Consider the following 14,414-nt stretch of genomic DNA (forward strand, 5'->3'; position numbering starts at 1 on the left):
GTGACGACCAGGTCTCGCTCGGCGCGCGTCCGGTTGCACCGCGCACTACCGTCGCGCGGGCATGGCCCGTGTCACAGCGGGCACCCAGCAAACCGGGCGCTGCCCCGGACAGGAGGACCCCGTGGCCGTTCCCGGCTTCCTGGCACGCGACCGCATCGTCGCCAAGCCAGGCTTCAACCGGTGGCTCATCCCACCGGCCGCCCTGGCCGTCCACCTGTGCATCGGCCAGGTGTACGCCACGAGCGTCTACAAGTCCGCGCTCGTCGCCGACTTCGACAGCTCGCTCACCGCCATCGGCGCCATCTTCTCCATCGCCATCGTCGTGCTGGGCCTGTCGGCCGCGGTCTTCGGCACCTGGGTCGACCGCAACGGCCCGCGGGCGGCGATGTTCACCGCCGCCTGCTTCTGGTCCGCAGGCTTCCTGGTGGCCGCGCTCGGCATCTCGACCAACCAGCTGTGGCTGGTCTACCTGGGCTACGGCGTGCTCGGCGGCATCGGGCTGGGCATCGGCTACATCTCACCGGTGTCCACGCTGATCAAGTGGTTCCCCGACCGCCCGGGCCTGGCCACCGGCATGGCGATCATGGGCTTCGGCGGCGGCGCGCTCATCGCCTCGCCGCTGTCCCGCCAGCTGCTGTCCCTCTACGACGACGGCTACGACGGCACCGCGGGGACGACGGCCAGCGGCGGTGCCGTGGCCGGGCTGTTCGTCACCCTCGGCCTGGTCTACCTCGTCTTCATGATGTTCGGCGCGGCGATCATCCGGGTGCCGGCCGACGACTGGCGGCCCGACGGGTTCGACCCCTCGGCGGTCAAGCAGAAGGCCCTGGTCACCACCGCCAGCGTCTCGGCGGGCAACGCGATCAAGACCCCGCAGTTCTGGCTGCTGTGGACCGTGCTGTTCTGCAACGTGACCGCCGGCATCGGCATCCTCGAGCAGGCCAGCCCGATGATCCAGGACTTCTTCCGGGACGGCGCCTCGTCCGCGGTGTCCGCGGCCGCGGCCGGTGGGTTCGTCGGCCTGCTGTCGCTGTTCAACATGGCCGGCCGGTTCGTGTGGTCCTCCACCTCCGACGTCATCGGCCGCAAGGGCATCTACATGGTCTACCTGGGCCTGGGCCTGGTGCTGTACGTCCTGCTGGCCACCGCCGGCAGCTCGGCGGTCTGGCTGTTCGTGCTGCTGGCCGCGGTCATCATCAGCTTCTACGGCGGCGGGTTCGCCACCATCCCCGCCTACCTGCGCGACCTGTTCGGCACGTTCCAGGTCGGTGCCATCCACGGCCGGCTGCTCACCGCCTGGTCGGCCGCCGGGGTGGCCGGGCCGCTGATCGTCAACGGCGTGCTGGACACCCAGGGCACGCCGGGTGAGCTGGTGGCCGGTGACTACCGGATCGCGCTGTTCATCATGGTCGGCCTGCTGGCGGTCGGGTTCATCGCGAACCTGCTGGTCAAGCCGGTCGACAGCAAGTGGCACGAACCCTCGTCCGACACCACCACCCCCGAACGGAGCGCCGCCCGATGAGCACCCCCGACCGCACCCCGAGCAGCACCCCGGTGGGCCTGATCGTCCTGGCCTGGGTCCTGGTGGTCATCCCGCTGCTCTACGGCCTGGTGCAGACCGTCCGCACGGCCAGCGCACTGTTCACCGGCTGACCGCCACCTCCGCTCGACCCCCGGCTGGGCCGGTGGCCCGGGGCGCCTGCGCCGGGCCACCGGCCCAGCTGCGTTCCAGCTCCGCGGCGGGGACGGCGGCCCCGTGCAGGAAGCCCTGGCTCTCGTCGCACCGCACCGCGGCCAGCTCGTGGAACGTGGCCAGGTCCTCCACGCCCTCGGCGACGACCCGCAGCCCCAGGTCGTGCGCCAGACCGACGGTGCTGGCCACGATGGCCGCCGCCCGGGGATCGGTGAGCAGGCCCTGGGTGAACGACCGGTCCAGCTTCAGCTCCGTCGCCGGCAGGTCGCGCAGGTAGGTCAGGCTCGACCAGCCGGTCCCGAAGTCGTCCAGGCTCACCCCGACCCCGGCGGCGGCCACCCGGCGCAGCACGGCCGCGCTCCGCGCCGGGTCGACCATCACCGCCGTCTCGGTCACCTCCAGGACCAGTGCCTGCGGTGGTACCCCGGCCGCGGCGAGCAACCCGGTCACCCGCCCCGGCAGGCCGGCGTCCACCAGGTCGGCGGCCGACAGGTTCACCGACACCCGCACCCGATGACCGGTCGCCCACCACCGGCCCACCTGCTCGACGGCGCGGTCGAGCACCCACGACGTCACCTCCGGCATCAGGCCGTGCTCCTCGGCCACCTGCAGGAAGTCCCCGGGCGGGACCAGCCCGCGCACCGGGTGCCGCCAACGCACCAGGGCCTCGACCCCCACGACCAGCCCCGAGTCCAGGGCCACCTGCGGCTGGTAGTGCAGCACCAGCTGGTCCTCGCGCACCGCTCGGCGCAGGTCCTCCACCAGGCCCAGCAGGCCCGCGGTGTCCGAGCGCAACCCCTCGTCGAACACGACCGCCCGGCCGCGGGTCCGCTTGGCCCGGTACATCGCGACGTCGGCCTCCGCGAGCAGGTCTCCCCCCGCCCGACCCCCGGCGTCCAGGGCGATGCCGATGCTGGCCTGCACGTGCACCACGAAGCCGTCGCCGTCGACCGGGTCGGCCAGCGCGGCCGCCAGGTCGGCGGTCAACGTGCCGGCCCGGCCCGCCGGGGTCTGCCCCGCCGGGGGCGCGGCGACCACGACGAACTCGTCGCCGGCGAGCCGGCCGAGCAGGTCGCCGGGCTCGAGGGCGCCGGCCAGCCGCTCGGCCACCGCCCGCAGCAGCCGGTCCCCGGCGTCGTGCCCGAGGGCGTCGTTGACGTCCTTGAAGTTGTCCAGGTCCAGCAGGGCCAGCAGCCGCGGTGCCCCCTCGTCGCGCACCAGGCGCGCCCGGACGGCGCGGCGGTTGGGCAGGCCGGTGAGCTCGTCGGTGCGGGCCTCCGCCCGCGCCGTGCCCAGCTCGGCGAGGTCCCGGGTGTTGATCAGCAACCGGGTGCCCGACAGCACCACGGCCGCGCCCGCGAGCCAGGTGACCGCCGGGGCCAGGTCGAGCAGGGCGGCGGCGGCCATCAGCCCGGCGGAGACGACGAGCACGGCGTAGCCACCGACGGTCGAGGCGATCGGGTCGGTGGGCTGCGGGACCAGCGCGGCCGGCCGCCACGCCGCCGCCGCGCCGACGGTCAGCGCGGCGGCGGCGGGCACGAGCACGGCCCAGGTGCTGACCGCGCCGCTCCACAGCCAGTGGGCTCCCCCGATGCCGGCCGGCAGGAAGGCCACCGCGACCAGCCAGGTCCGGGTGTCCCGGGCGGTCGCCGCGATGGAGCCCATGGCGACCGCCGTCCCGCCGAGCACGAAGGCCGCGGCGAGCTGGAGCGCGGCCAGGTGCGCTGCCCACCAGGGCGACCCGGCGGCCGGCTCGGGGGCGACCACCTGCAGGAAGGCGGCGACGGCGAGGACCGAGCCGATCCCGTTCAGGGTCTCGTGCGGGTCGGCCAGGGCGGACCCCGTGCGGTTCCACACCACCAGGCCCCCGTAGAGCAGGGGGAAGGTCAGCACGACCGCGAGCGCGCCCGGCAGGGCCAGCAGCTGCCCCTGCACGTCGGCCAGGACCAGCACCGCGGTGGTCGCCGCGCCCAGCCCCGTGGTGGCCGCACCGACGGCGAGCCGGCGCCACAGGTCCCGCTCCCCGGCCGACCGGGCCGCCCGCGCCCGCGCCAGCCACGTGGCGGCCGCCGCGGTCAGCACGACGAGCCCCCAGGCCACCGGGTTCTCCACCGGGGACCCCGGGTTCCCCAGCACCGCGGCGCCCACCGTGCCGGCGAGCGCGGCGGCGAGCAGGACGGCGGGCAGCGCGGCGAGGCGGGCCCGCACCGGGGCCGGTGGGTCGAGGTGGGCGCGGGTGGTCATCAGGGAGCTCCAGGCCGTGGGGTGGGACAGGTCCCGACAGCCCCCCATCCGGAGCCGACGTCGCTCCTCGATGATCGGCAGCGCGAGACCTTCCCCAGCCCCCACCGGTTCCGGCATGACCCGACCGGGGTGGGTCAGCGCAGCGGGCGCAGCGGCAGCACCGCGGCCAGGTCGGCGCGGTTGCCGCTGGCGGCGACAGCCCCGCCGGCCACCGCATCGTCCCAGCTCAGCAGGCCGCAGACCAGCCGCAGCCAGGTGGCCGCGTCGGTCTCCACCACGTTGGGCGGTGTGCCGCGGGTGTGCCGCGGCCCCTCGATGCACTGGACGGCGACGTGCGGGGGCACTCGCACCTCCACCGACCGGCCGGGCACCTGCTGGGCCAGCCAGCGGGCCGAGGTCTTCACCGCCGCGCCCAGGACGGCGCGGGGCGGCTGCTCGGCCTCGCCCCGCAACCAGGGCAGCACCGGGGCCACCGCGGCCCGCAGTGCCTCCGCCGGGATCGGTGCCGTGCCGGCCACTACGCCCCCACGTGATCACGGACCTGGGACACCGACGCGTCGGCGTGGCGCGCGCGCAGGTCCGTGATCATCGGGGCGGGGGGGCTCAGCTGGTGGGGACGGCGCCCGTCGGCACCGCGCCCACGACGTCCTCGGGGTGGCCGAACAGGTCGGGCAGGGTGCGGGTCCAGGCGGTGCGCAGCTCGGCCAGCGGGAGCTCGACCAGCACGCCACCCCCCGCCGAGGAGACCACCAGCGCGTCGCCACCCGTCGTCCCGAGCTCGGTGACCGGGACGCCGGCAGCCTCCGCCGCGGCGCGCACGGCGGCCGGGTCGGAGCTGGTCACCACCGCGCGGGCCACCGACTCGGCGAACAGCGCCGCCGTGGCGTCGCCGTCGACGCGCAGGGTCGCGCCGGTGCCGTACCGCAGGGCCGACTCGGTGAGCGCCTGGGCGAGGCCGCCGTCGGACAGGTCGTGGGCCGACGTGACGAGGCCGTCGGCGGCGAGCGTGGCCAGCAGCCCGGCCAGCGCCTGCTCGGCCGCGAGGTCCAGCTGCGGCGGCAGGCCACCGAGGTGCCCGTGCGCGACCGCGGCCCAGGCCGAGCCGCCGAACTCGGGCCGGGTCTCCCCGAGCAGCAGCACGGTCTCCCCCGCCGCCCGCCAGCCGCCGCGCACCCGGGTGCGGACGTCGGCGTGCACCCCGAGGACGCCGATGACCGGGGTCGGGTTGATCGGCACGTCGCCGGTCTGGTTGTAGAGGCTCACGTTGCCGCCGGTCACCGGCAGGCCCAGCGCGCGGCAGCCGTCGGCCAGCCCGCGCACCGCCTCGGCGAACTGCCACATGACCTCGGGCTCCTCGGGGGAACCGAAGTTGAGGCAGTTGGTCACCGCCAGCGGCACGGCCCCGGAGACGGCGACGTTGCGGTAGGCCTCGGCCAGGTTCAGCTGCGCGCCGGTGTAGGGGTCCAGCCGGGCGAAGCGGGCGTTGCCGTCCAGCGCCAGGGCGATGCCGCGGTTGCTGGTCTCGTCGATGCGCACCACGCCGGCGTCGTCGGGCTGGGCGAGCACGGTGTTGCCCTGCACGTAGCGGTCGTACTGCTCGGTCAGCCACGACTTGTCGCAGCCGTCGGGGCTGCCGACGACGGCCAGCCAGTCGGCGCGCAGGTCGGCGGACCCCGCCGGGGGCGCGTCGGCCTGCAGCTCGTCGAGGTCGGCCGGGCGGTGGTAGGGGCGCTCGTAGACCGGGCCGTCGTGGGCCACCGTGCGCGGCGGGACGTCGACGATGCGCTCGCCGTGCCAGTCGATGAGCAGCCGGTCGCCGTCGGTGACCTCACCGATGACGGTGGCCAGCACGTCCCACCTGGCGCAGACGGCGAGGAACTCCTCGACCTTCGTGGGCTCGACGATCGCGCACATGCGCTCCTGCGACTCGCTCATCAGGATCTCGGCCGCGGTCAGCGTGGAGTCGCGCAGCGGCACGGTCTCCAGGTCGATGCGCATGCCGCCCGACCCGGCCGCCGCGAGCTCGGACGTCGCGCAGGACAGCCCGGCACCGCCGAGGTCCTGGATCCCGGTCACGAGGTCGGCGGCGAAGATCTCCAGGCACGCCTCGATGAGCAGCTTCTCGGTGAACGGGTCGCCGACCTGCACGCTCGGCCGCTTGGCCGGGCCGTGCTCGTCGAAGGTCTCGCTGGCCAGCACCGACACCCCGCCGATGCCGTCGCCGCCGGTGCGGGCGCCGAACAGCACGACCTTGTTGCCCACGCCCTCGGCCTTGGCCAGCCGGACGTCGGAGTGCTTCATGACGCCGACGCACAGCGCGTTCACCAGGGGGTTGCCGGCGTAGCAGTCGTCGAAGAGGACCTCGCCGCCGATGTTGGGCAGGCCCAGGCAGTTGCCGTAGCCACCGACGCCGGCCACGACGCCGGGCAGCACCCGGGCGGTGTCGGGGGCGTCGGCGCGGCCGAAGCGCAGCGAGTCCATGACGGCCACCGGGCGGGCGCCCATGGTGAGGATGTCGCGCACGATGCCGCCCACGCCGGTGGCCGCGCCCTGGTAGGGCTCCACGTAGCTGGGGTGGTTGTGCGACTCGACCTTGAAGGTGACCGCGTAGCCCTCGCCCACGTCGACCACGCCGGCGTTCTCGCCCATGCCGACCAGCAGCGCCTCGCTGCGGGGCAGGTCGCCGAAGGTGCGCAGGTGCACCTTGGAGGACTTGTAGGAGCAGTGCTCGCTCCACATGACCGAGTACATGGCCAGCTCGGCGGTGGTGGGCCGGCGGCCGAGGATGTCGCGGATGCGCAGGTACTCCTCGTCGCGCAGGCCCAGCTCGCGGAAGGGCTGCTCCTCGTCGGGGGTGCCCGCCGCGTTCTCCACGGTGTCGATGCTGTGCTCGACAGTTCGCTCGCTCACGAGAGGACGCCCTCCAGGACGCTGGAGAAGAAGCCGAGACCGTCGACCGAGGGGCCGGTGAGCTCCTCGACCGCGTGCTCGGGGTGCGGCATGAGCCCGACGACCCGGCCGTCGGCGCTGGTGACGCCGGCGATGTCGCGGCTGCTGCCGTTGGGGTTGCCACCGGCGTACCGGACGACGACGCGGCCCTCGCCCTCGATGCGGTCGAGGTCGGCGTCGGCGGCGACGTAGCGGCCCTCGCCGTTCTTCACCGGGACGACGATGGTCTGGCCCTGGGCGTAGGACGACGTCCACGCGGTGTCGGCGCGCTCGACGAGCAGGGCCTGGTCGCGGTTGCGGAAGTGCAGGTGGCTGTTGCGGGTCAGCGCCCCGGGCAGCAGCCCGGCCTCGCAGAGCACCTGGAAGCCGTTGCAGATGCCGAGCACCGGCATGCCGGCGCGCGCCCGGTCGACCACCGCGCGCATGAGCGGCTGGCGGGCGGCGATGGCGCCGGCCCGCAGGTAGTCGCCGTAGGAGAACCCGCCGGGCAGGACGACGGCGTCCACGGCGGGCAGCTCGGCGTCGGCGTGCCACAGCGGCACCACCTCACCGCCGGCGAGCCGCACCGCGCGGGCGGCGTCGACGTCGTCGAGCGACCCCGGGAAGGTGACGACCCCGATGCGCACGCCGGTCAGCCCTGCGACGGGGTGGGCGGGCGGACGGCTTCGAGGTGCAGCTCGACGTCCTCGATGACCGGGTTGGCCAGGAGGTTCTCGGCGATCTCGCGGAGCTCGGCCTCGTCGGGGGTGCCCTCGACGTCGAGGACGAAGTGCTTGCCCTGCCGGACGCCGGTCACCCCCCGGTGGCCCAGCCGCCCGAGGGCGCCGAGCACGGCCTGCCCCTGGGGGTCGGAGATCTCTGGCTTCAGGACGACGTCGACGACCACGCGCGGCACGGCCAGAGGGTACCGGGCAGACCGTCGAGCACTTCGGGGCGAGCACGAGCCGGAGCTGCCGATACCCCTCGCGAGACCTGTCGCCCGGCAGGCGCGCCCGAGGAGGGAGGTGGCCCGTGCCCGAGCCCGTGCCCGACCACGACCGTCCCCCGCACGGGCTGCAGGTCGAGGTCATCGGGGTGTCGGGCACACCGCAGGCGACCACGACCGTCGAGATCAGCGTCCCCCACGAGCTGGTCCTCGCCGTGGGCACCGGGGCGACCGGCCGACGGGTGCGGCTGGGCCTGGGGGCCCGCGTGCTCGTCTGGTGGACCGGCCCGGACGGCGTCACCCGGTACCGCCCCTACGAGGTCGGCGACGTGCGCGGCGGGGCCTTCCCCACCTGGGTGCTCCGCCCGTGCGGGGTGTGCTCAGCGGGTGACCGGCGGGCCACCCAGCGGGTGACCATGGAGGTGCCGGTCGGGCTCGTGACGCCCCTGGGCATGGTGCTCGGCGAGACCACCGACATCAGCGAGGGCGGCGTGCGGGCGGTGTTCGCCGCACCCCCCACGGTCGGGTTCAGCGACGTCGTCCAGCCGTTCCCGGACCCCGGCGACGTGGTCACCCTCGCCGTCGTGCTGGGCGGCACCCGCACCGAGCTGCCCAGCCGGGTGCTGCAGAGCGAGCGGCTGCCCGACGGGCGCCGGCTGCTGCGGGCCTCGTTCGAGGAGGTCGACGTCGCCACCCGCACCCGGTTGCGGATCACCACCTCGCAGGAGATCGGGCGGCAGCTCACCGGCCACCGGTGACGGTCGCGGCCGGTCAGCCGAACGTCGTGCCGGTCAGGGCCTCGTAGGCGGCCACGTAGCGGTCCCGGGTCGCGGCGACGACGTCGGCGGGCAGCTCGGGCGGCGGGGACTGCCGGTCCCAGCCCGACGACGTCAGCCAGTCGCGCACGAACTGCTTGTCGTAGGAGGGCTGCACCGCGCCGGGCGCCCACGTGGCGGCCGGCCAGAACCGCGACGAATCAGGGGTGAGCACCTCGTCGGCCAGCACGAGACCGTCGGCGTCGACCCCGAACTCGAACTTGGTGTCGGCCAGCACGATGCCCGCGCCGGCCGCGATCTCGTGGCCGCGCCGGTACAGCGCCAGGGTGAGCTCGCGCAGCTGCTCGGCCCGCTCGGGGCCCACCAGCTCGACGGTGCGGGCGTAGCTGATCGCCTCGTCGTGCTCCCCCACCTCGGCCTTGGTCGACGGCGTGAAGACCGGCTCGGGCAGCCGGGAGCCCTCCTCGAGCCCGGCCGGCAGCTCGACGTCGACGATCGCGCCGCTGCGGCGGTACTCGACGGTCCCCGAGCCCGACAGGTAGCCGCGGGCCACGCACTCGACCGGGGCCATCCCCAGCCGGCGCACGAGCATGCCCCGGCCCACCGCCTCGGCCGGGACGTCGACGGCGCTGATGAGGTGGTGGGTGGCGCCGTGCGCGGCCAGCACGTCGGCCAGCTGCTCGAACCACCACACCGACAGCTGCGTGAGCACCGCGCCCTTGTCCGGGATCGGGGTGGGCAGCACGTGGTCGTAGGCCGAGATGCGGTCCGACGCCAGGAGCAGCAGCCGGTCCTGCCCGGCGTCGTAGACCTCCCGCACCTTGCCGCGGGCCACCAGCGGCAGGTCGATCGTCACGACAGCGCTCTCACGACAGCGCTCTCACGACAGCGCCGCGAGCCGCTCGAACAGCGGGTCGAGGTTGGCCACGTAGCGCTCGGGCCGGCAGATGTCGTCGAGCTTCGCCTCGTCGAGCGCGACGCCGTCGGCCTCGGCGCGGGCGCGCAGGGTCTCGCGGAACGGGGTGCCGGTCTGCCAGGTCTGCATGGCCGCGCCCTGCACCAGGGCGTAGGACTGCTCGCGGCCCATGCCGCCCTCGACCAGCTCGAGCAGCACCGCGGAGGTGTAGATCAACCCGCCGGTGGAGTCGAGGTTGGCCCGCATGCGGTCGACGTCGACGACCAGGTTCTCGACCAGGCCGGCGGTGAGGTCGAGCAGGTAGTCCAGGGTGATCGCGGCGTCGGGCAGGAACACCCGCTCGGTCGAGGAGTGCGAGATGTCGCGCTCGTGCCAGAGCGGGATGCCCTCCATCACCGGCACGATCGCCGCACGCACCACGCGGGCGAGGCCGGCGATGCGCTCGGAGCGGATCGGGTTCTTCTTGTGCGGCATCGCGCTCGAGCCCTTCTGGCCCGACCCGAACGCCTCGGACAGCTCGCGCACCTCGGTGCGCTGGCCGTGCCGGACCTCCAGCGCGATCGCCTCGCAGACCGTCGCGAGGATCGCCAGCGAGGACACCCACTCGCTGATGCCGTCGCGCAGCACCACCTGGGTGGAGGCGTCGGCGGCGCGCAGGTCGAGCGCCTCGGCGACGATCCGCTCGACCGAGGGGTCGATGAGCGAGTAGGTGCCCACCGCACCGGAGATGGCCACGACGCCGACGGCGGCGCGGGCGGTGCGCAGCCGGTCGCGCGAGCGGGCCGCGGCGAAGGCGAGGTCGGCGACCCGGTGCCCCCACACGTCGGGCTCGGCGTGCACGCCGTGGGTGCGGCCGACCTTGATGGTGTGCCGGTGGGCCAGCCCGTGGTCGCGCAGCGCGGCCACCAGCCGGTCGGCCTTGGCCAGCAGCACGTCGGTGGCGTCGGTGAGCTGCACGGCCAGCGCGGTGTCCAGCAGGTCGGAGCTGGTCATGCCGTGGTGCACGTAGGCGGCCGCGCTGCGCGGCTCGGTGTTGTCCGCCCAGGCCGACAGGAAGGCGATGACGTCGTGCTGCGTGGTGGCCTCGATCTCGGCCACCGCCTCCGGGGTGGGCGGCGGCGCCTGCCGCACCGGCTCGACGACGTCGGCGGGCACGCGCCCGGCCGCGGCGTGGGCTTCCAGCACCAGGGTCTCGACCCGGCACCACAGCTCGTACTTGTGGGCCTCGCTCCAGACCCGGCCCATCTCGGGGAGGGTGTACCGCTCGATCACGCCGGTGATCCTCCCGCACGGCCGATCAGCCCGGCCGCGCGGGCCGCCTCCCCGTAGGCCTCGGCCAGCGTGTCGACCGTGTCGTGGGCGTTGAGGCCGCTGGGGTTGGGCACCACCCACAGCTCCACGCCGTCCGGCCAGCCCGGGGGGACGGCGTCCTGGCGGCCGGTGCGGGCGCGGGGGACGCCGAAGGCCTGCCGGTACGCCGTCACCCCGGCCACGGCGACGACCCGGGGACGGCGCTGCACCACCAGCTCCAGCAGGCGCTGCCCGCCCGCGCGCAGCTCGTCGCCCGTCAGCTCGTCGGCGCGCGCGGTGGCCCGGCGGACGAGGTTGGTGATGCCGATGCCGGCGGCGGTGAACCGGGCGCGGTCGGCGTCGGTCATGCCGGCCCCGGCGTCGACCGGCTCGCTGATGACCCCGGCCCGCAGCAGCGCCGGGTAGAAGCGGTTGCCCGGGCGCGCGAAGTGGGTCTGCACCGCCGCCGTCCACAGGCCGGGGTTGATCCCGACGACCAGCAGGCGCACCGGTCCCTCGGGCAGCAGGTCGGGCACCTCGGCGCCGGCGAAGGCCAGCAGCTCGGCGCGGGTGAACCGCATCTCAGCGCCCCGGGCACGTGTAGGGGGCGACCACGCCGGGCATCCTGCCCTCCGCGCCTCGCGGCGCGGTGCGGGTCCATGCTGGGCGCGCACCCGCCGTCCCGGCCACCAGGAGGTCTCCGTGCTCGACCGCACCACCTCGCGGGCGACGTCCCTCGTCCGCCGGGCCCGGGCCCGCATCCGGGCCGCCGCCGAGCACGACCCGCACGCCTGGCCCGACGGGACGGTGCTGGTGCTGGAGGACGGCTCGCGCGCCGTCGTCGAGCGGGTGGAGGACGGGCACGACGAGGCCCGCACCGCCGAACGCAGCACCGACGGACCCCGCACCGAGGGACGCAGCACCGACGGGCCCGGGCCCGACGGTGACCGCCCGGCCGACTCGCACCCCGCCGGGTCCCCCGACCCGGCGGCCCCCGACAGCGACGTCGCCGAGGGCGTGAGCGGCCCGCCGCAGCACGGCGGCCCGCCGCCGCTGCCCGAGAAGCGCGACCGCAGCACCGGCAGCCTGCTGGCCAGCGAGCACCCCCGCTCGGCCACCGACGACGTGCCCAACGGGCTGCGCATCGCTGCGGCCTGGTCGTGGCGGGCGGTCGCGGTCGGTGCCGCGCTGTACCTGGTGCTGCTCGGGCTGGCCTACGTCGCGGTGGTGGTCGTCCCGGTCATCGTCGCGCTGCTGCTGGCCGCGCTGCTGCAGCCGGGCGCCGCCTTCCTGATCCGGCACCGCTGGCCCCGCTCGCTGGCCGCGCTGGTCATGCTGCTGGTCGGGCTCGGGGTGGTCGCCGGCATCATCACGCTGGTCGTCGAGCAGTTCGCCGCCGGCTACGACGAACTCGCCAGCCAGGTCGGCGAGGGGCTGACCCAGATCCAGGACTTCGTCGTCCGCACCTTCCCCGTCACCCAGGGCGACCTCAACGACCTGCTGCAGAACGCCAGCACCAGCGTCCAGCAGGCGCTGACGGACAACCGCGAGACCCTCACCGCCGGCGCGCTGACCACCGCCGCCACCCTCGGCGAGGTGCTCACCGGCATCGTGCTGGCGCTGTTCACCCTGTTCTTCTTCCTCATGGACGGCCGCGAGATCTGGCTGTGGTTGGTCGGCCTCACCCCGCCGAACTCGCAGGCCTACGTCGACGAGGCCGCGCGCCGGTCGTGGCGCACGCTGATCTCCTACGTGCGGGCCACCGCGGTCGTCGCGGCCTTCGACGCCGTGTTCATCGGCATCGGGCTGACCGTCCTGGGCACCCCGCTGGTGGTGCCGCTGGCCGCCCTGGTGTTCCTCGGCGCGTTCATCCCGATCATCGGGTCGTTCCTGGCCGGCTCGGTCGCCGTGCTCGTCACGCTGGTGGCGGTCGGCCCGGTCAAGGCGCTCATCGCGCTGGGCATCATCGTGCTGATCATGCAGCTCGAGGGCCACGTGCTGCAGCCGCTGCTGCTGGGCCGGGCCGTCTCGGTGCACCCGCTCGCGGTGGTGCTGGCGATCGCCGCCGGGCTGCTGGTCGCCGGCATCTTCGGGGCGCTCATCGCCGTCCCGGTCATCGCCTGCGCCAACGTGGCCGGCACCTACCTGTCGCGCCGCCACCAGGGTCCGCGGCCGCCCACGCCGGACACCCGCCGCGCCCGCGCCGCCGTCCGGGCGCAGTAGAAGGACCTCGGTGCAGCATCAGGGAACGGTGATGGTGCCTTCCAGGGCGGCCAGGCCGATGTCGGTGCGCCAGTGCGCGTCGGCCAGCCCGATGCCGGCGACCCGGTCGTAGACCACCCGGCGGGCGTCGGCCAGGTCGGCACCCACCGCGGTCACCGCCAGCACCCGGCCGCCGGCGCTCAGCACCCGGCCGTCCGCGGCCAGCCGGGTGCCGGCGTGCAGCACGCCCTCGCCGTCGGCGCCCGTGACCGGCGACCCGGTGCGCGGGGCCTCGGGGTAGCCGGGCGCGGCCACCACGACCGTCACCGCGGCGCCGTCGCGCCACTCCAGGGGAGGGTGGTCGGCCAGGGTGCCGGTCGCCGCGGCGTGCAGCAGCCCCGCCAACGGGGTGCGCAGCAGCGGCAGGACCACCTGGGTCTCCGGGTCGCCGAAGCGGGCGTTGAACTCCACCACCCGCACACCGCGCGAGGTCAGCGCCAGCCCGGCGTAGAGCAGCCCGCTGAACGGCTCGCCGCGGCGGGCCAGCTCGTCGACGGTCGGCTGCAGCACGGTGGCCAGCACCTCGTCCACCAGCCCGGCCGGCGCCCAGGGCAGCGGGGCGTAGGCGCCCATGCCGCCGGTGTTGGGCCCGCCGTCGCCGTCGTCGCGGCGCTTGTGGTCCTGGGCCGGCACGAGCGGGCGCACCGTCGTCCCGTCGGTGACCGCGAACAGCGAGACCTCGGGGCCGTCGAGGTGCTCCTCGACCAGCACCGCGTGCCCGTCGCCGAGCACGGCCAGCCCGTGCGCGAGGGCCGCGTCGCGGTCGGGTGTGACCACGACGCCCTTGCCGGCGGCCAGGCCGTCGTCCTTCACCACGAAGGGCACGCCGGGGACGGCGACCTCGTCGAGCGCGGTGTGCAGCTCGGCCTCGGTGCCCACCGGCCAGGACCGGGCAGTCGGGACGCCGGCGGCGGTCATCACGTGCTTGGCGAAGGCCTTGGAGCCCTCGATCTGCGCGGCCTGGGCACTGGGCCCGAAGCAGGCGACCCCGGCGTCGCGCACCGCGTCGGCCACCCCGGCCACCAGCGGCACCTCGGGCCCGACGACGACCAGGTCGGCCCCCCACCCGGTGGCGAGCGCGGCGACCGCGGCCGGGTCCGCGGCGTCGACCGGGTGGGCCTCGGCGAGGGCGACCGTGCCCGCGTTGCCGGGGGCGCAGGCCAGCGCCTGCACCGCGGGGTCGGCGTGGAGGGCGACGCACAGGGCGTGCTCCCGGGCTCCGGATCCGATGACCAGCACGCGCATGGCGCAGACGCTACCGGGGCGGCCGGGGGCGTGAGGCTCGCCACAGGAGGGTTGCGAAGGCACTGCTCAGGCCGATGTACCTGACCATGGCAGGAGATTGTCAGCCGGTGTTCG

The 14,414-nt window shown here is 75.2% G+C and carries 13 protein-coding genes; 4 read left to right on the top strand and 9 right to left on the bottom strand.

Annotated features, from left to right (window positions below; genetic code table 11):
- The first annotated feature begins 121 nt into the window (after positions 1-121).
- Positions 122-1,522 carry an OFA family MFS transporter gene (locus TEK04_RS01370; protein WP_336402501.1) on the top strand — a complete coding sequence of 467 codons (1,401 nt, stop codon included), beginning with the start codon at positions 122-124 and terminating at the stop codon, positions 1,520-1,522.
- Complete coding sequence (locus TEK04_RS01375) at positions 1,519-1,653, top strand: MFS transporter small subunit (RefSeq protein ID WP_336402502.1); 135 nt, start codon at positions 1,519-1,521, stop codon at positions 1,651-1,653. Before TEK04_RS01370 ends, TEK04_RS01375 begins: the two co-directional genes overlap by 4 nt.
- On the opposite strand, the gene TEK04_RS01380 is transcribed toward TEK04_RS01375, so the two are convergent.
- From TEK04_RS01380 to purS, 5 genes are all read right to left on the bottom strand, one after another.
- Positions 1,643-3,937: a putative bifunctional diguanylate cyclase/phosphodiesterase gene (locus TEK04_RS01380; RefSeq protein WP_336402503.1), complete on the bottom strand. Its 2,295-nt coding sequence runs from the start codon at positions 3,935-3,937 to the stop codon at positions 1,643-1,645. The genes TEK04_RS01375 and TEK04_RS01380 overlap by 11 nt on opposite strands.
- 134 nt (positions 3,938-4,071) lie before the next feature.
- Positions 4,072-4,455, bottom strand: coding sequence for a sterol carrier family protein (locus tag TEK04_RS01385; RefSeq protein WP_336402504.1), 384 nt, complete (start codon positions 4,453-4,455; stop codon positions 4,072-4,074).
- Between the two features lie 85 nt (positions 4,456-4,540).
- A complete protein-coding gene (gene purL / locus TEK04_RS01390) occupies positions 4,541-6,847 on the bottom strand; it encodes a phosphoribosylformylglycinamidine synthase subunit PurL (protein ID WP_336402505.1) in 2,307 nt (768 codons plus the stop codon).
- Positions 6,844-7,512 (bottom strand): phosphoribosylformylglycinamidine synthase subunit PurQ, encoded by a 669-nt coding sequence (purQ, locus tag TEK04_RS01395; protein ID WP_336402506.1) that lies wholly within the window; start codon positions 7,510-7,512, stop codon positions 6,844-6,846. The genes purL and purQ overlap by 4 nt, the downstream gene beginning before the upstream one ends.
- 5 nt (positions 7,513-7,517) lie before the next feature.
- Entirely contained in the window at positions 7,518-7,781 is a 264-nt protein-coding gene (purS, locus tag TEK04_RS01400; protein WP_336402507.1) for a phosphoribosylformylglycinamidine synthase subunit PurS, read from the bottom strand.
- 116 nt (positions 7,782-7,897) lie between these two features.
- On the opposite strand from purS, the gene TEK04_RS01405 reads away from it, so the two are divergent.
- Positions 7,898-8,569, top strand: coding sequence for a PilZ domain-containing protein (locus tag TEK04_RS01405; protein WP_336402508.1), 672 nt, complete (start codon positions 7,898-7,900; stop codon positions 8,567-8,569).
- A gap of 13 nt (positions 8,570-8,582) precedes the next feature.
- Here the strand turns inward: TEK04_RS01405 and TEK04_RS01410 are convergent, their stop codons facing one another.
- Genes TEK04_RS01410 through TEK04_RS01420 form a run of 3 tightly spaced genes read right to left on the bottom strand, consistent with a single transcriptional unit; the run spans position 8,583 to position 11,374 of the window.
- Positions 8,583-9,443 (bottom strand): phosphoribosylaminoimidazolesuccinocarboxamide synthase, encoded by an 861-nt coding sequence (locus tag TEK04_RS01410; RefSeq protein ID WP_336402509.1) that lies wholly within the window; start codon positions 9,441-9,443, stop codon positions 8,583-8,585.
- A gap of 24 nt (positions 9,444-9,467) precedes the next feature.
- Complete coding sequence (purB, locus tag TEK04_RS01415) at positions 9,468-10,775, bottom strand: adenylosuccinate lyase (protein ID WP_336402510.1); 1,308 nt, start codon at positions 10,773-10,775, stop codon at positions 9,468-9,470.
- Positions 10,772-11,374 carry a mismatch-specific DNA-glycosylase gene (locus TEK04_RS01420; RefSeq protein ID WP_336402511.1) on the bottom strand — a complete coding sequence of 201 codons (603 nt, stop codon included), beginning with the start codon at positions 11,372-11,374 and terminating at the stop codon, positions 10,772-10,774. Before TEK04_RS01420 ends, purB begins: the two co-directional genes overlap by 4 nt.
- 121 nt (positions 11,375-11,495) lie before the next feature.
- Here TEK04_RS01420 and TEK04_RS01425 point away from each other — a divergent pair, with 121 nt between their 5' ends.
- On the top strand, positions 11,496-13,016 hold the full coding sequence (locus tag TEK04_RS01425) for an AI-2E family transporter (protein WP_336402512.1): 1,521 nt from the start codon (positions 11,496-11,498) through the stop codon (positions 13,014-13,016).
- An 18-nt stretch (positions 13,017-13,034) separates the two neighbouring features.
- Here TEK04_RS01425 and purD read toward each other — a convergent pair whose 3' ends face one another.
- Positions 13,035-14,300 carry a phosphoribosylamine--glycine ligase gene (gene purD / locus TEK04_RS01430; protein ID WP_336402513.1) on the bottom strand — a complete coding sequence of 422 codons (1,266 nt, stop codon included), beginning with the start codon at positions 14,298-14,300 and terminating at the stop codon, positions 13,035-13,037.
- Positions 14,301-14,414: the final 114 nt, after the last annotated feature.

The sequence above is a fragment of the Klenkia sesuvii genome (assembly GCF_037083825.1).
Classification (GTDB): Bacteria; Actinomycetota; Actinomycetes; order Mycobacteriales; family Geodermatophilaceae; genus Klenkia; species Klenkia sesuvii.